The organism is Mesorhizobium sp. WSM4308, assembly GCF_002294905.1.
Lineage (GTDB): Bacteria > Pseudomonadota > Alphaproteobacteria > Rhizobiales > Rhizobiaceae > Mesorhizobium.
Map to the genome: position 1 here is coordinate 107,816 of NZ_NSFW01000020.1, position 19,749 is coordinate 127,564.

At 62.7% G+C, this 19,749-nt stretch carries 20 protein-coding genes, 1 tRNA gene and 1 pseudogene; 7 read left to right on the forward strand and 15 right to left on the reverse strand.

The features are described 5' to 3' along the window. Positions 1-6 precede the first annotated feature (6 nt). From CK227_RS30045 to CK227_RS30070, 6 genes are all read left to right on the forward strand, one after another. Positions 7-1,473 carry an alpha-glucosidase/alpha-galactosidase gene (locus CK227_RS30045; protein ID WP_095775275.1) on the forward strand — a complete coding sequence of 489 codons (1,467 nt, stop codon included), beginning with the start codon at positions 7-9 and terminating at the stop codon, positions 1,471-1,473. A gap of 100 nt (positions 1,474-1,573) precedes the next feature. Then, positions 1,574-3,655: an ABC transporter substrate-binding protein gene (locus CK227_RS30050; RefSeq protein WP_095775323.1), complete on the forward strand. Its 2,082-nt coding sequence runs from the start codon at positions 1,574-1,576 to the stop codon at positions 3,653-3,655. Positions 3,656-3,771: 116 nt separating this feature from the next. Continuing rightward, entirely contained in the window at positions 3,772-4,779 is a 1,008-nt protein-coding gene (locus CK227_RS30055) for an ABC transporter permease (protein WP_095775276.1), read from the forward strand. Next, positions 4,780-5,919, forward strand: a complete 1,140-nt coding sequence (locus CK227_RS30060; RefSeq protein ID WP_095775277.1) for an ABC transporter permease — start codon at positions 4,780-4,782, stop codon at positions 5,917-5,919. A 10-nt stretch (positions 5,920-5,929) separates the two neighbouring features. After that, positions 5,930-7,597 (forward strand): ABC transporter ATP-binding protein, encoded by a 1,668-nt coding sequence (locus CK227_RS30065; RefSeq protein ID WP_095775278.1) that lies wholly within the window; start codon positions 5,930-5,932, stop codon positions 7,595-7,597. 19 nt (positions 7,598-7,616) lie between these two features. Beyond that, a complete protein-coding gene (locus CK227_RS30070) occupies positions 7,617-8,987 on the forward strand; it encodes an alpha-glucosidase/alpha-galactosidase (RefSeq protein ID WP_095775279.1) in 1,371 nt (456 codons plus the stop codon). 15 nt (positions 8,988-9,002) lie between these two features. Here the strand turns inward: CK227_RS30070 and yacG are convergent, their stop codons facing one another. The 9 genes from yacG to CK227_RS30115 form a co-directional block, all read right to left on the reverse strand. Next, the gene (gene yacG, locus CK227_RS30075) at positions 9,003-9,200 is read right to left on the reverse strand and encodes a DNA gyrase inhibitor YacG (protein WP_095775280.1); all 198 of its coding nucleotides are present in this window, start codon (positions 9,198-9,200) and stop codon (positions 9,003-9,005) included. Further along, complete coding sequence (locus CK227_RS30080; RefSeq protein ID WP_095775281.1) at positions 9,197-9,823, reverse strand: Maf-like protein; 627 nt, start codon at positions 9,821-9,823, stop codon at positions 9,197-9,199. Before CK227_RS30080 ends, yacG begins: the two co-directional genes overlap by 4 nt. Positions 9,824-9,846: 23 nt before the next feature. Next, positions 9,847-10,065, reverse strand: a complete 219-nt coding sequence (infA, locus tag CK227_RS30085) for a translation initiation factor IF-1 (RefSeq protein ID WP_006200926.1) — start codon at positions 10,063-10,065, stop codon at positions 9,847-9,849. Positions 10,066-10,261: 196 nt separating this feature from the next. Continuing rightward, a complete protein-coding gene (locus CK227_RS30090) occupies positions 10,262-10,732 on the reverse strand; it encodes a low molecular weight phosphatase family protein (RefSeq protein WP_095775282.1) in 471 nt (156 codons plus the stop codon). Continuing rightward, the gene (locus CK227_RS30095) at positions 10,720-11,205 is read right to left on the reverse strand and encodes a UPF0262 family protein (protein ID WP_023776484.1); all 486 of its coding nucleotides are present in this window, start codon (positions 11,203-11,205) and stop codon (positions 10,720-10,722) included. The genes CK227_RS30090 and CK227_RS30095 overlap by 13 nt, the downstream gene beginning before the upstream one ends. 6 nt (positions 11,206-11,211) lie before the next feature. Next, on the reverse strand, positions 11,212-12,504 hold the full coding sequence (gene hisD / locus CK227_RS30100) for a histidinol dehydrogenase (RefSeq protein ID WP_095775283.1): 1,293 nt from the start codon (positions 12,502-12,504) through the stop codon (positions 11,212-11,214). A gap of 7 nt (positions 12,505-12,511) precedes the next feature. Beyond that, entirely contained in the window at positions 12,512-12,943 is a 432-nt protein-coding gene (locus tag CK227_RS30105) for a DUF2948 family protein (protein WP_095775284.1), read from the reverse strand. 168 nt (positions 12,944-13,111) lie between these two features. Further along, entirely contained in the window at positions 13,112-14,404 is a 1,293-nt protein-coding gene (gene murA, locus CK227_RS30110) for a UDP-N-acetylglucosamine 1-carboxyvinyltransferase (RefSeq protein WP_010914066.1), read from the reverse strand. A gap of 128 nt (positions 14,405-14,532) precedes the next feature. Then, the gene (locus CK227_RS30115; protein WP_095775285.1) at positions 14,533-14,709 is read right to left on the reverse strand and encodes a hypothetical protein; all 177 of its coding nucleotides are present in this window, start codon (positions 14,707-14,709) and stop codon (positions 14,533-14,535) included. 163 nt (positions 14,710-14,872) lie between these two features. On the opposite strand from CK227_RS30115, the gene CK227_RS30120 reads away from it, so the two are divergent. Continuing rightward, positions 14,873-14,947 (forward strand) — tRNA-Thr (locus CK227_RS30120). Between the two features lie 90 nt (positions 14,948-15,037). Here CK227_RS30120 and CK227_RS30125 read toward each other — a convergent pair. The 6 genes and pseudogenes from CK227_RS30125 to CK227_RS30150 all read right to left on the reverse strand — a co-directional run bounded on the left by CK227_RS30125 (position 15,038) and on the right by CK227_RS30150 (position 19,697). Beyond that, positions 15,038-16,483, reverse strand: coding sequence for an adenylate/guanylate cyclase domain-containing protein (locus CK227_RS30125; RefSeq protein WP_095775286.1), 1,446 nt, complete (start codon positions 16,481-16,483; stop codon positions 15,038-15,040). A 148-nt stretch (positions 16,484-16,631) separates the two neighbouring features. Continuing rightward, the gene (locus CK227_RS30130; RefSeq protein ID WP_095775287.1) at positions 16,632-16,931 is read right to left on the reverse strand and encodes an antibiotic biosynthesis monooxygenase; all 300 of its coding nucleotides are present in this window, start codon (positions 16,929-16,931) and stop codon (positions 16,632-16,634) included. Between the two features lie 44 nt (positions 16,932-16,975). Beyond that, positions 16,976-18,051: pseudogene (locus tag CK227_RS30135) on the reverse strand (class I SAM-dependent methyltransferase). A gap of 260 nt (positions 18,052-18,311) precedes the next feature. Further along, positions 18,312-18,833 (reverse strand): GNAT family N-acetyltransferase, encoded by a 522-nt coding sequence (locus tag CK227_RS30140; protein WP_095775288.1) that lies wholly within the window; start codon positions 18,831-18,833, stop codon positions 18,312-18,314. A 99-nt stretch (positions 18,834-18,932) separates the two neighbouring features. Continuing rightward, the gene (locus tag CK227_RS37555; RefSeq protein WP_245318306.1) at positions 18,933-19,169 is read right to left on the reverse strand and encodes a GNAT family N-acetyltransferase; all 237 of its coding nucleotides are present in this window, start codon (positions 19,167-19,169) and stop codon (positions 18,933-18,935) included. A gap of 96 nt (positions 19,170-19,265) precedes the next feature. Further along, positions 19,266-19,697, reverse strand: a complete 432-nt coding sequence (locus CK227_RS30150) for a DoxX family protein (protein WP_245318307.1) — start codon at positions 19,695-19,697, stop codon at positions 19,266-19,268. Positions 19,698-19,749 lie beyond the last annotated feature (52 nt).

Below are 19,749 nucleotides of genomic sequence, written 5' to 3' on the forward strand. Positions count from 1 at the left end.
CGGCAGATGAGTTTCAAAATCGCTATCATCGGTGCCGGCAGTGTCGGATTCACCAAGAAACTGTTCACGGACATCCTGTGCGTGCCCGAATTCAGGGATGTCGAATTCGCGCTGACCGACCTCAGCGAACACAATCTCGGGATGATCAAGGCGATCCTCGACAAGGTCGTCGAGGCGAACGGATTGCCAACGAGGGTGACGGCGACAACCGATCGCCGCAGGGCGCTCGAAGGCGCGCGCTATATCATCAGCTGTGTGCGGGTCGGCGGTCTGGGGGCCTATGCCGACGACATCCGCATTCCGTTGAAATATGGCATCGACCAGTGCGTCGGCGACACAATCTGCGCCGGTGGCATCCTCTATGGTCAGCGCAACATCCCGGTGATCCTCGACTTCTGCAAGGACATACGTGAGGTCGCCGCGACGGGCGCCAAATTCCTCAACTACGCCAACCCGATGGCCATGAACACCTGGGCGGCGATCGAATACGGCAAGGTAGACACGGTCGGCCTCTGCCACGGCGTCCAGCATGGCGCCGAGCAGATCGCCGAGGTGCTGGGTGCGAAGTCCAGGCACGAGCTCGACTATGTCTGTTCCGGCATCAATCACCAGACCTGGTTCATCGATTTGCGGCTGAATGGCCGCAGGATCGGCAAGGATGAGCTGATCGCCGCCTTCGAGGCGCATCCGGTCTATTCGCAGCAGGAAAAGCTGCGCATCGATGTCTTGAAGCGCTTCGGCGTCTATTCGACCGAGAGCAACGGCCATCTCTCCGAATACCTGCCATGGTACCGTAAGCGCCCCGACGAGATCACGCGCTGGATCGACATGTCGGACTGGATCCATGGCGAGACCGGCGGCTATCTCCGTTACTCCACCGAAACCCGCAACTGGTTCGAGACGGAGTATCCGCAATTCCTCGAAGCGGCGTCGAAGCCGATCGATCCGGAAAAGCGCTCCAACGAGCATGCCAGCCACATATTGGAGGCGCTGGAGACCAACCGCGTCTATCGCGGCCACTTCAACGTCAGGAACAATGGGGTGATCACCAATTTGCCGCAGGACGCCATCATCGAGTCGCCCGGCTTCGTCGACCGTTTCGGCATCAACATGGCCGCCGGCATCACGCTGCCGGAAGCCTGTGCGGCCACCTGCATGTCCTCGATCAACGTCCAGCGCATGTCGGTCCATGCCGCGATATCAGGCGACATCGATCTCCTGAAGCTCGCCGTGCTGCACGACCCTCTGGTCGGTGCGGTGTCGACGCCGGAGGAAGTCTGGCAGATGGTGGACGAGATGGTCGTCGCCCAGGCTCAATGGCTGCCGCAATATGCGCATGCGGTTCCGGCCGCCAAGGAGCGGCTGTCGAAATCTGCGGTCAAGACCCGTGAATGGGCCGGTGCTGCGCGGCGAAACGTGCGCTCGATCGAGGAATTGCGTGCCGAAAAAGCCGCGCTCAAACAGGCCGGCTGAAAAATCCGGGCGCGGCGGACACACGGGAGGCAGGTCCACCGCAGCCAGTTTCGGGCAGAAGACGAGCAGCAGAAAACGTCTGAACATGAGGGAGGAGATTATGAGAAACCTACGCAGCATTGGCATTGCCGCCGGACTGGCGCTGAGCGTCTCGGTTCCGGCACTCAACGCTTTCGCTTCAGAGCCGACAGTCCCGCCGGTGCCGGCGACCTTTCCGGCCGAGGGCAAGATCAAATACGTCGCGCGCGACTCCATCCTGGAGTTCAAGGCCCTGCCGGAATATCACGAGCCGGATTGGGTGACCGAAAAATACGTGAAGACCGGCAAGCTGCCGCCGGTGAAGGACAGGCTGCCGAAGGAGCCGCTGGTCTTCAAGACGGCCAACATGCCTGACGGCGTCGGCGTCTATGGCGACACCATGCGCCATGTCATCGGCGGCCGGCCGGAAGGCTGGAACTATGGCGCCGGCCAGACGCAAGGCTGGGGCGGCATCGATATCGGCCTCTCCGAATGCCTGACGCGCACGGCGCCGCTGTTCCAGGTCGAAGCCAAGGACACCGAGCCGCTGCCGAACCTCGCCAAAAGCTGGGAGTGGTCGAAGGACGGCCACAAGCTGACCATGCATCTGATCGAGGGGGCCAAATGGTCCGATGGCGTGGCCTTCAACGCTGACGACGTCATGTTCTATTGGGATGACGAGGTGGTCGACCCGAACGTCTCGCCGCTCAATGGCGCGACGCCGGAAACCTTCGGCGTCGGCACGACGCTGAAGAAGATCGACGACTACACTGTCGAGTGGACGTTCAAGGAAGCCTTCCCGAAACAATACCTCTACGCCATGGCCTACGGCACCTTCTGCCCAGGCCCCGCGCACATACTGAAGCCGCAGCATCCGAAATATTCGAAGAACACCTACGACCAGTTCAAGAACGCCTTCCCGCCGGAATATATGAACATGCCGGTGATGGGCGCCTGGGTTCCGGTCGAATACCGGCCGGACGACATCATCGTCATGCGCCGCAACCCCTACTATTGGAAGGTCGACGAGAAGGGCAACCAGCTGCCTTATCTCAACGAACTGCAATACAAGCTGTCGACCTGGGCCGACCGCGACGTCCAGGCGGTCGCCGGCTCGGGCGACTTCTCCAACCTCGAGCAGCCGGAAAACTTTGTCGCCTCGCTGAAGCGCGCCGCTGAAGCGAACGCGCCGGCACGGCTCGCCTTCGGTCCACGCCTCATCGGCTACAATCTGCGCATGAACTATTCCGCCAATGGCTGGGGCAACCCGGACGAGCGAAGCCAGGCAGTTCGTGAGCTGAACCGCAATGAGGACTTCCGCAAGGCCGTCACCATGGCGCTCGACCGCAAGGCGCTGGGCGCCTCCTTGGTCAAGGGGCCGTTCACCGCCATCTATCCCGGCGGCTTCTCCTCGGGCACCAGCTTCTATGACCGCAAGTCGACCGTCTACTATCCGTTCGACCTCGCGGGCGCCAAGGCCGAACTTGCCAAGGCCGGCCTCAAGGACACCGACGGCGACGGTTTCGTGAACTTCCCGGCCGGCACCGCCGGCGGCAAGAACGTCGAGATCGTGATGCTGGTCAACAACGACTACGGCACCGACAAAAGCCTTGCCGAAGGTGTCGTCGCGCAAATGGAAAAGCTGGGCTTGAGGGTCGTGCTGAACGGCCTCAACGGAACCCAGCGCGACGCCTCGCAATATTCCGGCCGTTTCGACTGGCTGATCCGGCGCAACGACCAGGAACTGACCTCGGTCGTGCAGAACACCGAACAGCTTGCGCCCGTCGGCCCGAAAACCAGCTGGAATCACCGTGCGCCGGAAAGCGGCGAGGTCGACCTGATGCCTTTCGAAAAAGACCTCGTCGACATCGTCAACAAGTTCGTCGCGTCAGAGGACAACGACAAACGCGCCAGTCTGATGAAAGAGTTCCAGAAGATCTCGACCGAACACGTCTACAATGTCGGCCTGACGGAATATCCCGGCGCGCTGATCGTCAACAAGCGCTTCTCGAACATTCCGCAGGGCACGCCGATCTTCATGTTCAACTGGGCCGAGGATTCGATTGTCCGCGAACGCGTCTTCGTCGCGGCCGGCAAGCAGGCGAAATACGAATTGTTCCCGCAGGAGCTTCCCGGCAAGCCCGGGGACAAGGGCCCGATGTAAGTTTACCTCCCCTGACCAAGAGAGACCCGGTCGCGCCGCTGGCGCGGCCGGGACAGACCAACCCTCCGAACGACCCTCAATGGGAGCGTCCGGCGAAATGAGGAAGCCGACCGTCCATGCTGCGATTCTTGGCTATGCGCATAGCGTCGGCAATTCCGGTCCTCGCAATCCTGAGCCTCGTCACCTTCGCCATCATCCAGGCGCCGCCCGGCGACTATGCCGACTACATCCGTTCGCAGCTGATCAACCAGGGTGGCGCGTCCTTCGCCGAGGCCGATGCACAGGCGCAGGCCTACCGCGTCGAACACGGCCTCGATAAGCCGCTGCCCGTCCAGTATCTCAACTGGATCGGCGGCATCATCACCCGCGGCGATTTCGGTTACAGCCTCTACTACAACAAGCCGGTGGCCGATGTCGTCGGCGAGCGCCTGCCGCGCACGCTGCTCCTGGCGCTGGTCTGTCATCTGCTGGCCTCGGTGCTGGGCATCACCTTCGGCATATGGGCGGCGACAAGGCAATACACCTGGATCGACTCGACGCTCTCGGCCATCTCCTTCCTCGGCATGACCGTGCCGCGCTTCCTGATGGCGCTGATCATCGTCTATCTCTTGGTCTTCCAGTTCAACGTGTCGGAGATCGGCTCATTCTTCTCGCCGCAATTTGGCGGCGCGCCGTGGTCGTGGGCGAAGTTCGTCGACCTGGTCAAGCATGTCTGGCCGGTCGTGGCGATCGCCACTTTCGGCGGCCTCGCCTACAATATGCGCGTCATGCGCGGCAATCTGCTGGATACGCTCAACGCGCAATATGTCGAGACGGCGAGAGCCAAGGGTCTGACCGGCAGCGCTGTCGTCATGCGCCATGCCGTGCCCAATGCACTGCATCCCCTCGTCATGTATCAGGGCGTGGTGTTGCCCTACATGCTCACCGGCGAGATCGAGACGGCGATCATCTTCGCGTTGCCGACCGTCGGCCCGGCGATCGTCGGTTCGATGGCGGTCGGCGACGTCTATGTCACCGCTACCTTCATGATGGTGCTGTCGGCGACGCTGATCGTCGGCAACATCATCGCCGACATGCTGCTCGTCCTGCTCGACCCGCGCATCCGCCAATACGGAGAGAGCTAGATGCTTGCCCGCGATCCATCACCCCCGCCGCTGCCGGCCGAAGGACCCATCGTCGCCAAACCGGCGCGCGGCAATGAGAGCTATGTCGCGCTCGTCTGGCGCCGGCTGAAGCGCTCCTGGACCGGCATGGCAGGGCTTTGGCTCGTCGTGCTGCTGCTGGTGATGGCTGTGTTCGCCGAATTCCTGGCGCCGATGGATCCGAAGGCGACCGATGTCGGCTTCGCCCCGCCGCAACTGCCTTCCTTCCACGACAAGGACGGCAATTTCGTCGCGCGGCCACGGGTCTATGCGCTGGCCGATTCGGCCGACCTCGATCCGGTCACCTTCCAGCCCGTCGTCGGCCCCGACTACGACCATCCGAGGCTGCTTGGCTTCTTCGTCGAGGGCGCGCCCTACAAGCTCTTCGGGCTGATCCCGGCGGACCGGCATTTCTTTGCTTCGACGGACGGCCAGCCTGTACATTTCCTCGGCACCGACAAGTTCGGCCGCGATGTGCTGTCGCGCGCCATCCACGGCTCGCGGGTCTCGCTGATGATCGCGCTGACCGTCGTCTTCATCATCACCGTCATCGGCACCACCGTCGGCATGGTTTCCGGCTATTTCGGTGGCCGGTTCGACGTCTGGATGCAGCGCTTCGTCGAACTGGTGCTGGCCTTCCCGCAACTGCCGCTCTATCTGGCGCTGACGACGCTGATCCCCGTCACCGCGCCGACCAACGTCTTCCTCGCCTTCGTCATCATCGTCATGTCGGCGCTGGGCTGGGCGCAGATGTCGCGAGAGGTGCGCGGCAAGACGCTGGCGCTGGCGCGCATCGAATATGTGCGCGCCGCCATGGCGGTCGGCGCCACTGACCGGCGCATCGTCCTGCAGCACATCTTGCCCAATGTGATGAGCCACGTGATCGTCGCCGTCACCTTGGCGATCCCGACGGTGGTGCTGCTCGAATCCTTCCTCGGGTTCCTCGGCTTCGCGGTCAAGCCGCCGCTGATCTCGTGGGGCCTGATGCTGCAAGACACCGCGACCTATTCCGTCATCGGCACCTATCCCTGGATCCTGTCGCCGGTCGGTTTCGTGCTTGCCACCGTTTTTGCCTTCAACGCGCTGGGCGACGGCCTGCGTGACGCCGTTGATCCGTATTGAGGTGGCTGGGATGACCGTCGTACTCGCCGATTCCTTCGCCCCGACCGTTCGTCATGACCATGACGGTCGCCAGGACCAGCCCATCATCGATGCCCGCAACATCGAGGTCGCCTTCAAGGTCGAGCACGGTGTTGTCGAAGCGGTCAAGGACATCTCGTTCCAGCTCTATCGCGGCGAGACGATTGCCATCGTCGGCGAATCCGGTTCCGGCAAGTCGGTGACGGCGCGCGCCGTCATGGGGCTGCTGTCGCGGCGGGCCACCGTGTCGCCCCGGTCGAGCATTTGTTATGACGGCCAGAACATCCTGAAATTCCCCGAGAGCGAGCGGCGCAAGCTGCGCGGCAACCGCATCTCGATGATCTTCCAGGAGCCGATGAGCTCGCTCAACCCGATCTATACGGTGGGCAGCCAGATCGTCGAGGCGATCCGGGTGCACCGCAAGGTGAGCCGCCGGGAGGCCTGGGCACGGGCGCTCGAACTGCTGCGGCATGTCCAGATCCCCGAGCCGGAGGCGCGGCTCAAACAGTATCCGCACCAGCTTTCGGGCGGTCAGCGGCAGCGCGTGATGATCGCCATGGCGCTGGCCAACGATCCCGACGTATTGATCGCCGATGAGCCGACCACCGCGCTCGACGTCACCGTCCAGGCGCAGATCCTGAACTTGATCCGCAATCTGCAGAAAGAGCTGCGGATGGCGGTGATCCTGATCACCCACGATCTCACCGTGGTGCGCAAATTCTCCGACTATGTCTATGTCATGCAGCATGGCGCGATGTGCGAGCACAACGTCACCGAACGGCTGTTTGCGGACCCACAGCACCCCTACACGCAGCGGCTGCTCGCCTCGGAGCCGCGCGGGCGTCCGCAACCGCTTCCTGAGGGCAGCGGCGCCATCCTCGAGGCCAATGACGTGCGCGTCTGCTTCATGCTGCGCCACGGCGGTTTCCTGAAGCCGGACTGGCGCGAGCTGGTCGCCGTCGACGATCTCGGCCTTAGGCTTTGCCGCCACGAGACGCTGGGGCTGGTCGGCGAATCCGGTTCCGGCAAGACCACCTTCGGCCAGGCGCTGCTGAGATTGATCGACGCCAGGCGCGGCGAGATCCGTTTCGACGGCCAACCGATCCAGGGCCTGTCGCGCAACGAGATGCGGCCGCTGCGCTCGCGCATGCAGATCGTCTTCCAGGATCCGTTCTCCTCGCTCAATCCGCGCATGACGATCGGCCAGATCATCGAGGAAGGGCTCATCGTCAACAGCATCGGCGCGACGCGAGCCGAGCGGGTCGACCGGGTGCGCGAGGCGCTGGTCAGCGCCGGCATGCCGGGCGATATCCTGTCGCGGTTCCCGCACGAATTCTCCGGCGGCCAGCGCCAGCGCGTCGCGATCGCCCGCGCCATCGCGCTTGAGCCCGAATTCATCCTGCTCGACGAGCCGACATCGGCGCTGGACCTCTCCGTCCAGGCGCAGATCATCGACCTCTTGCGCAAGCTGCAGGACGAGCGCGGCCTTAGCTACCTCTTCATCTCGCACGATCTCAAGGTGGTGCGCGCGCTGTGCCACCGCGTCATCGTCATGCAGCACGGCAAGATCGTCGAGCAGGGACCTGTCGACGAGGTCCTCACCAATCCCAAGACCGCCTACACCGAACGGCTCGTCCGAGCCGCTTTCGATGTGGCTTGAACATATGCCGGAGGTTAGCATGGCAAGACATCCCAGGATCACTTTCATCGGCGCCGGCTCGACCGTGTTCATGAAGAACATTGTCGGCGACGTGCTGCAGCGGCCAGCCCTCTCGGGCGCGACGATCGCGCTGATGGACATTAACCCGCAGCGGCTGGAAGAGAGCGCTATCGTCGTCAACAAGCTGATCGCGACGCTCGGCGTGAAGGCGAAGGCCGAGACCTATTCCGACCAGCGCAAGGCACTTGCCGGGGCCGATTTCGTCGTCGTCGCCTTCCAGATCGGCGGCTACGAGCCCTGCACGGTCACCGATTTCGAAGTGCCGAAGAAATACGGCCTGCGCCAGACGATCGCCGACACGCTCGGCGTCGGCGGCATCATGCGCGGCCTGAGGACCGTGCCGCATCTGTGGAAGATCTGCGAGGACATGCTCGCCGTCTGCCCCGAAGCGATCATGCTGCAATATGTCAACCCGATGGCGATCAACACCTGGGCGATTTCGGAGAAATACCCCACCATCAAGCAGGTCGGGCTCTGCCATTCGGTGCAGGGCACGGCGATGGAACTGGCGCATGATCTCGGCCTTCCCTACGAGGACATCCGCTACCGCTCGGCCGGCATCAACCACATGGCCTTCTACCTGAAATTCGAGCACCGCCAGCCCGACGGCTCCTACCACGACCTCTATCCGGATCTCGTGCGCGCCTATCGCGAAGGCCGCGCGCCCAAACCCGGCTGGAATCCGCGCTGCCCCAACAAGGTGCGCTACGAGATGCTGACCAGGCTCGGCTATTTCGTCACCGAAAGCTCGGAGCATTTCGCCGAATACACGCCCTACTTCATCAAGGAGGGTCGCCCCGATCTGATTGAGAAATACGGTATTCCGCTCGACGAATACCCCAAGCGCTGCATCGAGCAGATCGAGCGCTGGAAAGACCAGGCGCAGGCCTACCGCTCGGCCCAGCGCATCGAGGTCGAGGAGTCCAGGGAGTATGCCTCCTCGATCATGAACTCGGTCTGGACCGGCGAACCGTCGGTGATCTACGGCAATGTCCGCAACAATGGCTGCATCACCTCGCTGCCCCGCGACTGCGCCGCCGAAGTGCCATGCCTGGTCGATGCCTCCGGCATCCAGCCGACCTACATAGGCGACCTGCCGCCGCAATTGACGGCGCTGATCCGCACCAACATCAACGTCCAGGAACTGACGGTGCGGGCGCTGATGAGCGAGAACCGCGAGCACATCTACCATGCGGCGATGATGGATCCGCACACGGCGGCCGAACTCGACCTCGACCAGATCTGGTCACTGGTCGATGATCTCCTGGCTGCTCACGGCGACTGGCTGCCGGCTTGGGCGCGCGTGAGCCGCAAGACCGAGGCCGCCTGACAGGCGATCCCGGTCTTACTTGGGCTCGTCGGTGTCGGGTTCTTCCTCGTCGTCGCGGGCCTTAATGACATAGGCGCCCTTCAGCCAGCGATTGAGGTCGATGTCCTTGCAGCGGGCCGAGCAGAACGGAAAGGTGTCGCGCGCCGACGGCTTGCCGCATTCGGGGCAGGGGCGCTTCGGCCGCAGCGGCGTGATTTTGGAGTCGGAATTCATGGCCGTGCGGTCAGCCAGCTCTGATGGATCTTGAAGCCTTCGCCCGATAGCAACGCCACCGTCTCATAGAGCGGCAGGCCAACGATGTTGGTGTAGGAGCCGACGAGCTTGACGACGAACGAGCCGGCGAGACCCTGGACGGCATAGCCGCCGGCCTTGCCGCGCCATTCGCCCGAGGCGACATAGGCTTCGATCTCCTCGCGCGGCAGCCGCTTGAAACGCACCCGCGTCTCGACCAGTCGCTGGCGCAGCTTGCCGCCCGGTGTGATCAGGCAGATGCCGGAATAGACCCGGTGCGAGCGGCCGGACAACAAGCCGAGGCAGTTGGCGGCATCGTCCAGCGTCTCGGCCTTGGGCAGGATGCGCCGCCCGACCGCAACCACGGTGTCGGCGGCCAGCACGAAGCTCGGCGCATGATCCGTCTCGGTGTTCAGCGACGCGAACGCCTTCTCGGCCTTTTCCTTCGACAGCCGCTTGGCCAGCGAGCGCGGATGCTCGGCACGCAGCGGCGTTTCGTCGATATCGGCTGGCAGGATACGGTCCGGCTCGATGCCGGCCTGCTGCAACAGTTCAATGCGGCGCGGCGAACCCGAGGCAAGCACCAGCTTCTGCAAAATGCTCATCGCGTTCCGGCCAAGCCTCGATCTTACTTGAAGCGGTAGGTGATGCGGCCCTTGGTCAGGTCGTATGGCGTCATCTCGACCAGAACCTTGTCGCCGGTCAGCACGCGGATGCGGTTCTTGCGCATGCGGCCGGCCGTATGGGCGATGATCTCGTGTTCGTTTTCGAGCTTCACCCGGAACATCGCGTTGGGCAACAATTCCGTCACGACACCCGGAAACTCGAGGACTTCTTCCTTCGGCATTCGATACCTTTGCTTGGATTGCAGTTCCAGCGTTTAGAGCATGATGCCGAAAAGTGTGAAGCGGTTTTCGGACGACATCATGCTCTACTTCTTGGTTTAGAGTCGGATGATTTCAGGTCGAACAGACCTGAAATCATCCGACTCTAGCCGGAATTTCGGCGGAACCTATATGATAATCGTCCGCTTGTGAACACGCTTAATCTGTCGCGTTTTTTGCTTCTGAAGCCAAGAAACGTCGGCTTATGCGCAACTTCAGCCGCTCGCGCACGTCGCGGTAGGCCGCCATGATCTGCTCGCGCGTGCCGCCGGCATTGGTCGGGTCCTGTGTCGGCCAGTATTCGACCTCGACGGCGAGCGAGCGGGTGAGTTCCAGCGCTGCATGGTGCGCCTCCGGCGCCAGTGTCACGATCAGGTCGAAATAGTCGTCCTCGAGATCGTCCAGCGTCCTGGGATGACGCTCGCCCAGCGACAGGCCTTCCTCCGCCAGCACGGCATCGACGAACGGGTCGCGCTCGCCGGCGCGTACGCCGGCCGAGGCGACGAAGATGGTGGCGGGCAGCATCCGGCGCGCCAGTTGCTCGGCCATTGGCGAGCGCACGGCATTCATGCCGCACACGAACAGGATCGAGCGGGGTAGGGCGCCGGTTACCAGGGCTAGCCCCGCCAGTGCAGCACGCAGACCAGCGTGAACAGCCGGCGCGCCGTGTCGAAGTCGATGTCGATCTTGCCGGAGAGCCGGTCCATCAGCGTCTGCGAACCTTCATTGTGCAAGCCGCGCCGGCCCATGTCGATCGCCTCGATATGGCTGGGCGTCGAGGAGCGGATGGCGTCGTAATAGCTTTCGCAGATCATGTAGTAATCCTTGACGATGCGCCTGAGCGGCGTCAGCGACAGGATGTGGGTGACCACAGCGGTGCCGTCCTCGCGTGCTACGGCAAAGACCAGGCGCTGCTCGGCCAGCGACAGTTTCAGCCGGTAGGGGCCGGCCCCGCTGTCGTTTACGGGCTGAAAGCTGTTCTCTTCGATCAGGTCGAAGATCGCCACCGCCCGCTCATGCTCGACATCGGGTGTCGAACGGCCGATCGATTCATCGAGTTCGACATCGATCAGTTTTGCGCGGGTTTGATCGGAGCCCGTCATCTCGGCCTACATGTTCAGCCGGATAGCGACGGACCGGCCATGCGCGTCGAGCCCTTCCGCCTTGGCGAGCGCGATCGCCGCTGGCGCCAACACGCGCAATTGCTCCGGCCCGAGCTTCAGGATCGAGGTCCGCTTGACGAAATCGAGCACCGACAGGCCCGACGAGAAGCGCGCCGAGCGCGCGGTCGGCAGCACGTGGTTGGAGCCGCCGACATAGTCGCCGATGGCTTCCGGCGTGTGGCGCCCGAGAAAGACGGCGCCGGCATTGCGCATCCGCGACAGGAACCCTTCGGCATCGTCGATGGCCAGTTCGACATGTTCGGCGGCGATGCGGTCGACCAGCGGCAGCGCGGCCTCGATGGTCGCGACCTCGATCACCGCGCCAAAATCGCGCCAGCTCGCCGCTGCGGTTTCACCGCGCGGCAGGGTCTGCAACTGGCGTTCGACCGCCTGTTCGACCGCCTTGCCGAGGGCCGGATCGTCGGTGATCAGGATCGATTGCGCCGACACGTCGTGTTCGGCCTGGGCGAGCAGATCGGCGGCGATCCAGTCGGGATTGTTGTTGCCGTCGGCCACCACGAGCACTTCCGACGGACCGGCGATCATGTCGATGCCGACCGTTCCGAACACCTGGCGTTTGGCCGCCGCGACATAGGCATTGCCCGGTCCGACGATCTTGGCGACCGGCCTTATGGTCTCTGTGCCATAGGCAAGGGCGGCGATCGCTTGCGCGCCTCCGACGCGGTAGATTTCGGTCACGCCTGATATGTCGGCCGCCACCAGCACCAGCGGATTGATGATGCCACCCGGGGCCGGCACAACCATGACGACGCGCTCGATGCCGGCCACGCGGGCCGGTACGGCGTTCATCAGCACCGAGCTTGGATAGCTCGCCGTGCCGCCCGGTACATAGAGCCCGACGGCCTCGATCGCTGTCCAGCGCCAGCCGAGCTCGACGCCGGCGGCATCCGTGTAGCGATCGTCTTTCGGTCGCTGCCGCTCGTGGTGGGAGCGGATGCGATCGCGTGCGAATTCGAGCGCTTCGATCGCCCTTGGATCAGCCGTCTCGTAAGCGGCTGCAATGTCTTGCTTCGACACGGCAATGCCAAGGCTCGTCAAATCGGCCCGATCGAAGCGTTGCGTGTAGTCGATCAGGGCCGCGTCACCCTCGGCGCGCACGCGCGCGATGATCTGGCGAACCGCTGCGTCGACATCCTCGGACGCTTCCCGCTTGGTTGTCAGGAAAGCGGCGAAGCGCTGCTCGAAATCGGCGTCGGACTGGCGAAGCGTGATGGCCATGGCGCGCTCAAGCCTTGTGAATGGGGCGCGACGTGGCTTCCCACGCGCCGCTTATATCGGCAAGGCGGGCCTCGATGCATTCGACATCGAGCATGATGGTGCCGCCGCCCGAAAAGATGATTTCGACGATGCCGGCCGGCTTGCTGATCTCGATGAAGCTGATCGCCAGCAGGGACAGCACCTCCGCCGGCTTGTCGCGGGCAATGCCGTTGGTCTTGGCGCCCAGCACCCGGTCGAAATGCAGCACGGCCTGCCGCCGCTCATTGTGTTGGCGGAACAGGCCCGACTTCGCCTCCCAGACGAAACGGTTCATGGTCAGCACGAAACGCTTGGCCGCAGGCAGGAATTCGAGGTCCGACACCTTCATCACGGCGTCCTGGACATGGGCCGAGACGATGCTCAGATCCTGGTCGTCGAGCGCGATAAGCTTGAGGGCCATGCGGAATTTGTACCTAAGGTTGGTTTGAGCCCTCTGTTAGGCGGTCTTTCCGGCCGGTGCAACCGCGACACGACTTCCACCCGAGGCAATTGCCTCGGGTTTGCGGTGCCGGCAGGGGATGAAGGCCTATGGGGCTGTCTCTATGCGAAAGCTGGCGGCTTTCAATCGTCAGGCGGAAATGCGCTCGATCACCGCGCCGCAGTTGGACAGTTTTTCCTCCAGCCGCTCGAAGCCGCGGTCGAGATGGTAGACGCGGTTGACCGTGGTCTCGCCTTCGGCGGCGAGGCCGGCGATGACCAGAGAGACGGACGCGCGAAGGTCGGTGGCCATGACCGGCGCGCCTTTCAGCTTCGCCACGCCGTCGACGATCGCCGTCTGGCCAGAAAGCGTGATGTGGGCGCCGAGTCGGGCCAGTTCCTGGACGTGCATGAAGCGATTCTCGAAGATCGTCTCGGTGATACGCGACTTGCCCTTGGCCATCGTCATCAGGCCCATGAACTGCGCCTGCAGATCGGTCGGGAAGGCCGGGAAGGGCGCGGTCGTCACGTCGACCGGCGAAATGCCGGCGCCGTTGCGCTTCACGCGGATGCCGGAATTGGTCTGGGTGATCTCGGCGCCCGTCTGCGAAATCACGTCCAGCGCGGTCTGCAGCAGCTCCGGCCGCGCGCCTTCGAGCACGACGTCGCCGCCTGTCATGGCGACGGCCATGGCATAGGTGCCGGTCTCGATGCGGTCGGGAATGACGCGCACGCGCGCGCCCGACAGCGATTCGACACCGTCAATGGTGATGGTCGGCGTGCCGGCGCCGGAAATCCTGGCGCCCATGGCGTTGAGGCATTCGGCGAGGTTGACGATTTCAGGCTCGCAGGCGGCGTTTTCCAGCACTGTCTCGCCCTTGGCCAGCGAAGCCGCCATCATCAGCACATGGGTGGCGCCTACCGAGACCTTGGGGAAGACGTAGCGATTGCCGACCAGGCGGCCATTCTTGGTCTTGGCGATGACATAGCCGGTGTCGACGTCGAGATCGGCGCCAAGCGCCTGCAGGCCTTCGAGGAACAGGTCGACCGGGCGCGTGCCGATGGCGCAGCCGCCGGGCAGCGATACCTTGGCCTCGCCCATGCGGGCCAGCAGCGGCCCGATCACCCAGAATGACGCCCGCATCTTCGACACCAGTTCGTAGGGCGCCGTCGTGTCGACGATGTTGCGGGCGGAGAAGTTGATGGTGCGCGAATAGCCCTCATTCTGCTTCTCGCGGCGGCCATTGACCGAGTAATCGACGCCGTGATTGCCGAGGATCCGTATCAACTGCTCGACATCGGCCAGATGCGGCACGTTTTCCAGCGTCAGCGTGTCGTCGGTCAAGAGCGAGGCGATCATCAGCGGCAAAGCGGCGTTTTTCGCGCCCGAGATCGGAATGCTTCCGGCAAGTTTGTTGCCGCCGACAATTCTGATGCGATCCATTGGAGAATGTCCCTCTCGGCCAAAAAGGCCGGTTCAATCGTTTGAGTATCGGCCCGTCTAGACCATTGGCCGGTGTGGTTCAAGAAATAGGATTTCCACGCATCCGGGCCAAGAGTGGCCGATTTGAGTTAATCTTTCTGTATTTCCTTGGCGGCACCGAGCCCGTCCGGCCTCTGGTCGGCTTCACCCGTGCGGCGCGAGCGCGATTGCGCCTTGCGCTTCTGCAGATTGGCGCGCAACTGCTCGGCGAGCCGGTCCTTGCGGTTCGTGCCGCCCTTTTTCGCTGATATCGTCTTGTCGCTCATCGTCCCGTCCCGGCCGGCGACCCGGCCAAACCTGCCGTTCAGGGATAGCCAACATTGTGGCACCGCCATGTCATTGAAAGCTATCCGGCAAAGGCTTTCACAGAAGCGTTGTTCTTGGCCTTGCGCTTGCCGGTTCGATATGGCAGAAGCCCCGCCATCAGCGGCTGCGGTAGCTCAGTGGTAGAGCACTCCCTTGGTAAGGGAGAGGTCGAGAGTTCAATCCTCTCTCGCAGCACCAGTCTATCCCCTTGAATTGCTCAAGACCTTGGCGGACGACCTGAGGTCCAACTCCTAGGCTGTGCGAAATGGCGTTGGCACGCAATGGTGTCTATTCGCGCATGATGCGATAGACGGTTGCATCACCCTCCACACCTCGAAGAGGCGCGTCAAAAGCCACGACACGATGGCCGGCAAGCATTTCGCGAACCCCGGGCGCGCAATAGAGCGCCTCGGAAATGCAGATCTGTCCGGCTTCCGCCAAGGACTGCACGCGCGCGGCGACATTCACGGTCTGGCCGAAATAGTCGAGGTTGTCGTTGAGCGTCACGGCGATCGACGGTCCACAGTGGGCCCCGATCTTGAGGATGATCCCCGGCCCGTCATGGTCGCCGTTGAAGCGATCGATTTCTTCAAAGATGTGGAGTGCAGCCGAAATCGCATCCGAAGGCTGCGAGAATACAGCCATCACCGCATCCCCAATCGTCTTGACCACCGCTCCGGAGTGTTGCTGAACCGCCGCGTTGACCAGAGCAAAATGCTCGCGGACCAAGGCATAGGCGTTGAGGTCACCCAGGCGCTCATACATGGCGGTCGAACCCTTGAGGTCCGTGAACAGGAAGGTGATCTGCCGGATGCCGAGCCCCTCCTTCTCGTCGACACGTTCGGACCGGAAGAGCTGGCGGAAGGTTTGCCGCGCAAGCAGCGCTCCACCGGAAACATAAGGGTCGAAATCGAGCGCCGGCTTGGTGGTCAGCGCGACAAGCTCGGGCGGCCAGTTGATGACAAGCAACGAACCTCGCACTGTCCCCGTATTCGCTACCTCAATGACAATCGGACCAGGTGGCACAGCGGGCAACGCCGGCAAGAAGCGTTTGCCGTCATAATCGATCTTCAGAAGTGTCGGCGCCAACACCGGATCGCCTGATATTGGCACAGCGAATGCGGCCTGCGTCTGTACGTTGACGCCCGAAAGGCCGCCCGGTCCCAGGTCGGCGCGGAGAACTGTGGTGGTGCCGGGCGGCAGAAACGTCATGCCCCGAACGAAGCCGCGCAGAACGTCAAGAAAGCGAACGTCTTGCCCCGGTAGCCGCCCGTCATGTCCGAAGTGGAGCTTCCAGTGAAAATCCTCGACAGGGAGTGTCTCGGGATCGTGGTAAGGCAGGCGCCGCAACTTCGGCGATACCGAGAAGGTGACCTCGATGAAGTCGTCGAGGTTGGTGTCGCCCGATACGTCGCACAGGCCACAGACGTAGTGGGTCTTCAGCGTGCGCAGGGCGCCGAAACTGTCGAGCACCATCCCGGACTGGGGACACAGCACATCCCAGCTCATGTCGAACAAGCCACAACGGGCGGCATGCAGGAAGAGGTCGATTGCTTCAGGCTCGGCGATCGCGCGGTCGCGAGCAAAGGTCAGCGGATTAACGCGATAGAGTGAGTGGTCGTCGGCGCTCTTGATCAGCGTCTCGAATTTCGAGATGACGCGTGGGCTCCAGGCTCGCGCCTGCTCCACCTTGGTCATCTTGCTTTCAAGAAGACGATCGTCGACTATCGTCACGCCGGATCCTCAACCTTGCCTCACGACAGCCTATACGTCGAAGGCTCAGCGCACTCCAGTAATTCGTGCGTCGCTCACTGATTTTGATGGACCGGCCCCCACATAAGCGGTCGAGGGGGGTGCACACCAAGCCCGCAGCCAGGCCCCTTCAGGCCCTGATATCGGCGACGACCGTTCCGGAGACAGGATCGGTCATGCCAAGGTCGCCGCCGAGATCCTCCAGCATGTCTCGCATGGTGTCCAAAAGGCCGATCATCTGGGGCCGTGCCGCCGCGAGGCTGTCCAAGTCGTTCCATTCACCGACGACGCAGAAGGTCCGGTCGCCGGTCTTGATCAGAGCGGCCTTTCGGAAGCCCGTGGCGTCGAGGCTCGCTTTCTTGTGTGCATCGATGAATGCCTGTTCCTTGCCCGGCTTGGTGCGGAACCGAACGACGTTGTAAGCAGTCATGCCTTCCTCCAATCGATTGCGAAGACTCTCTTGCTTGGCCAGCCTTATGGGCGTGCCTCGAGAACCATGTTGAACGGGGTTTCGGTGGCGCGGCGGAACCGCTTGAACCCGCCGCCCGACACCACCTTGCGCAGCTTGGCCTCGCCCGCCTGGGCGCCGAGGCCGAGACCAACCTCCTGCGAAAGCGAGGCAGGCGTGCAGATGAAGGTCGAGGCGGCGTAATAGATGCGGCCGACCGGGTTGAGGTTCGCCGAGAGCTGGTCGTGGGCGAAGGGCTCGACGATCATCCAGGTGCCATCCGCTTTGAGCGCGTTGTGCACATGCTTGGCAGCACCCTCCGGATCGCCCATGTCGTGCAGGCAGTCGAAGAATGCGACGAGATCGTAGGTGCCTGGGAAATCCTTGGCTGCCGCAACTTCGAAGTGGGTGTTGCCGGCGACGCCCGCCTCTTTCGCGGCGGCGCGGGCGCGCTCGATCGACGGGGTGTGATAGTCGAAGCCGGTAAAGCGCGAGTTCGGGAAGGCCTTGGCCATCAGCACGGTAGAGGCGCCATGGCCGCAGCCGACATCGGCGACGTCTATGCCTCGCTCCAGCTTCTCGACCACGCCATCGAGCGCTGGCAACCAGGAGCCGATCAGATTGGCGTTGTAGCCGGGCCGGAAGAACCGTTCCGTGCCGCGAAACAGGCAGGCGCTGTGATCGTGCCAGCCGAGGCCGTTGCCGGAGCGAAACGCCTGTCTGACCTTCTCCTCGTCGAGCCACAGCGCCGAGACGACCTCGAAGGCGCCGGCCATGAAGGCGGGGCTGTCCTCGTTGACGAAGACCTGCTCCTGCTCGGGGCTGAGGTAGAAGCTGTCGCCCACCTCGTCATATTCGACATAGCCTGCCGCCGCCTGCGCCGAGAGCCATTCGCGGACCAGCCGCTCCTGCGTGTCGGTCCTTTTGGCGAGCTGTGCGGCGGTCATCTTGCCGCCCGCGCTCATTGCCGCGAAAGGCCGAGCCTGTCTCCCAGCAGGACCGCCGCCCCGGTGGTGATGGCACCGAGATCGCCGACCATCCTTCCTAGCAGGGCCTCCAGCTTTTCCTGGTCGGGCAGTTTTTCCTGATTGCGCTTTAGCATCGGCTTTCTCCTCCGGCTCGATCCCAAACACTTGCCATGGGCGACAAGCCATATCCGTCGCCGGGGAAGGCCTCGCCATAACAGTCCGCTATTCGCCCCGTAGCGATTGACTGTTACAGCTTCACAGGAACGTGACCGATGCCTTGGAATTCTCAGCGAGAGCGGGCCTATACGTCGGCAGAGCATCGGAGCGAATGTGCTAGCTCAGGGGGCGCCTGGCTCATCGCGTCAAAGGGATGTGAATCTTCATGCTAAGGCGCTCAAGTTTCAGAAAGAACAAGGCGCATGGCGCAACGTCGGCTTGCCGGCATTCCGTGTTCGACCTCTCGGCGCAGCACCTGGCGAAGCCGCTCTCCGGCCTGCGCATCATCCATCACCCGAAAACCCAGCTTTTGGTAGAATGGCGCGTTCCAGATCACGTCTCGGAAGGTCGTCAGAGTAAGAGCGACAAGGCAGCGACGCCTCGCATCCGCAATGGCCTTTTCTAGCAAGGCGCGTCCGATACCCAAGCGTTGTCGATCAAGGCGCACGGCAAGTTCCCAGATGTGCAGCGTGTCATCCTGGATCTCCGCGCTCAGGAATGCGATCGGCGGGTCGTCGAGCTCCGCCGCGACCCAGCACGTGCCCTTGGCGATGAGTTCACGGTGGCGCTCGACTGTCTGGTTATCGCCATCGGCAATCCAGGCAAGCTCCTCGATCCCACGGTAAGCTTCACCCGCCGACTGTTCGATATCGGGTAGTGCTTCCGCGTCAGGGTCTTGCGCAATTCGGATGGGGGTCATTGGGTTGCAGTCGGCTCTTCAAGTATTTTGCAGAGAATGACGTTTGAGTGTCCCTCGGGCCAATCCGCAAACTCAGCTACGCGCACGAAGCCGGATTTTTCATACACTCCTGGCTTGGAAATCATGGCTCTGCACCCAAATCCGCCGAACGCCTCGAGCTTCGGCCTCGGCCGCGAAGGCGTTCAACAACGCTCGCGCATAGCCACGTCCCCTATGCGCCTCGTCGATCCACATCTGTTTGAGTTCGGAAGTGTCTGCCCAGGAAAATCCCGTTGCAACGCCGACGATACGTCCAACCGCGTCGCGGATCACAAAACCAGGGCCCTGAAGCGTCATCACGCCCGACAGCTACCCGGTTGTAGGCGTAGATCCTGTCTTCGAAGGCGTCGATCTCAATTGCAGAAAGATCGTGCTGGGGTTGGGCAAGGGTGGTCATTTCGAGCGCTCATTTCCCTTGGTTCGAGACAAGACCGTCTCAAGCGACAAAGGGCCAGGACCGCCTACTGCAAGCGTTGCAAGGCCGGCTAGGTAAAGCAGGATGATTTCGTAGCCGACAGGCCCGAACCGGATCCCCTCGGCCGTCACCTCAGCAAATTTCACCGAGAAGAATCCATACTGGGAATGGACCGTGAACAATGCAGTCAAAAGCACAATAGCCATCGGCACGCTAACGAGCGGAATGAATGCGCCCGCTAGGACAGCACCGCCGCCGACAAGTTCAACCAGCGTTGTCAACCATGCTAGCGCTTGAGGCTCTGGGACACCAAGTGTTTGAAGTACGACGCCAAAGCTTCCCGGCCCTCTGCTGAGTTTGGCATAGCCATGGGCAAGGAAGCCAAAGCCCACGATCAACCTTATCGGCAACGGCGCCCATCCGGCTGCCGCGGTGGACGAGGAGAGTTTAGTTCTCGTGATA

What these genes read in the sequence shown, in the direction of transcription:
- CK227_RS30140 (WP_095775288.1), bottom strand. Translation starts at nt 18,833, where the DNA reads ATGACCCCCATCCGAATTGCGCAAGACCCTGACGCGGAAGCACTACCC.
- CK227_RS30080 (WP_095775281.1), bottom strand. Translation starts at nt 9,823, where the DNA reads ATGAGCATTTTGCAGAAGCTGGTGCTTGCCTCGGGTTCGCCGCGCCGC.
- CK227_RS30045 (WP_095775275.1), top strand. Translation starts at nt 7, where the DNA reads ATGAGTTTCAAAATCGCTATCATCGGTGCCGGCAGTGTCGGATTCACC.
- CK227_RS30095 (WP_023776484.1), bottom strand. Translation starts at nt 11,205, where the DNA reads ATGACGGGCTCCGATCAAACCCGCGCAAAACTGATCGATGTCGAACTC.
- CK227_RS30050 (WP_095775323.1), top strand. Translation starts at nt 1,574, where the DNA reads ATGAGAAACCTACGCAGCATTGGCATTGCCGCCGGACTGGCGCTGAGC.
- CK227_RS30115 (WP_095775285.1), bottom strand. Translation starts at nt 14,709, where the DNA reads ATGAGCGACAAGACGATATCAGCGAAAAAGGGCGGCACGAACCGCAAG.
- CK227_RS30065 (WP_095775278.1), top strand. Translation starts at nt 5,930, where the DNA reads ATGACCGTCGTACTCGCCGATTCCTTCGCCCCGACCGTTCGTCATGAC.
- CK227_RS30055 (WP_095775276.1), top strand. Translation starts at nt 3,772, where the DNA reads ATGCTGCGATTCTTGGCTATGCGCATAGCGTCGGCAATTCCGGTCCTC.
- CK227_RS30060 (WP_095775277.1), top strand. Translation starts at nt 4,780, where the DNA reads ATGCTTGCCCGCGATCCATCACCCCCGCCGCTGCCGGCCGAAGGACCC.
- CK227_RS37555 (WP_245318306.1), bottom strand. Translation starts at nt 19,169, where the DNA reads ATGACGCTTCAGGGCCCTGGTTTTGTGATCCGCGACGCGGTTGGACGT.
- CK227_RS30070 (WP_095775279.1), top strand. Translation starts at nt 7,617, where the DNA reads ATGGCAAGACATCCCAGGATCACTTTCATCGGCGCCGGCTCGACCGTG.
- CK227_RS30105 (WP_095775284.1), bottom strand. Translation starts at nt 12,943, where the DNA reads ATGGCCCTCAAGCTTATCGCGCTCGACGACCAGGATCTGAGCATCGTC.
- yacG (WP_095775280.1), bottom strand. Translation starts at nt 9,200, where the DNA reads ATGAATTCCGACTCCAAAATCACGCCGCTGCGGCCGAAGCGCCCCTGC.
- infA (WP_006200926.1), bottom strand. Translation starts at nt 10,065, where the DNA reads ATGCCGAAGGAAGAAGTCCTCGAGTTTCCGGGTGTCGTGACGGAATTG.
- hisD (WP_095775283.1), bottom strand. Translation starts at nt 12,504, where the DNA reads ATGGCCATCACGCTTCGCCAGTCCGACGCCGATTTCGAGCAGCGCTTC.
- murA (WP_010914066.1), bottom strand. Translation starts at nt 14,404, where the DNA reads ATGGATCGCATCAGAATTGTCGGCGGCAACAAACTTGCCGGAAGCATT.
- CK227_RS30130 (WP_095775287.1), bottom strand. Translation starts at nt 16,931, where the DNA reads ATGACTGCTTACAACGTCGTTCGGTTCCGCACCAAGCCGGGCAAGGAA.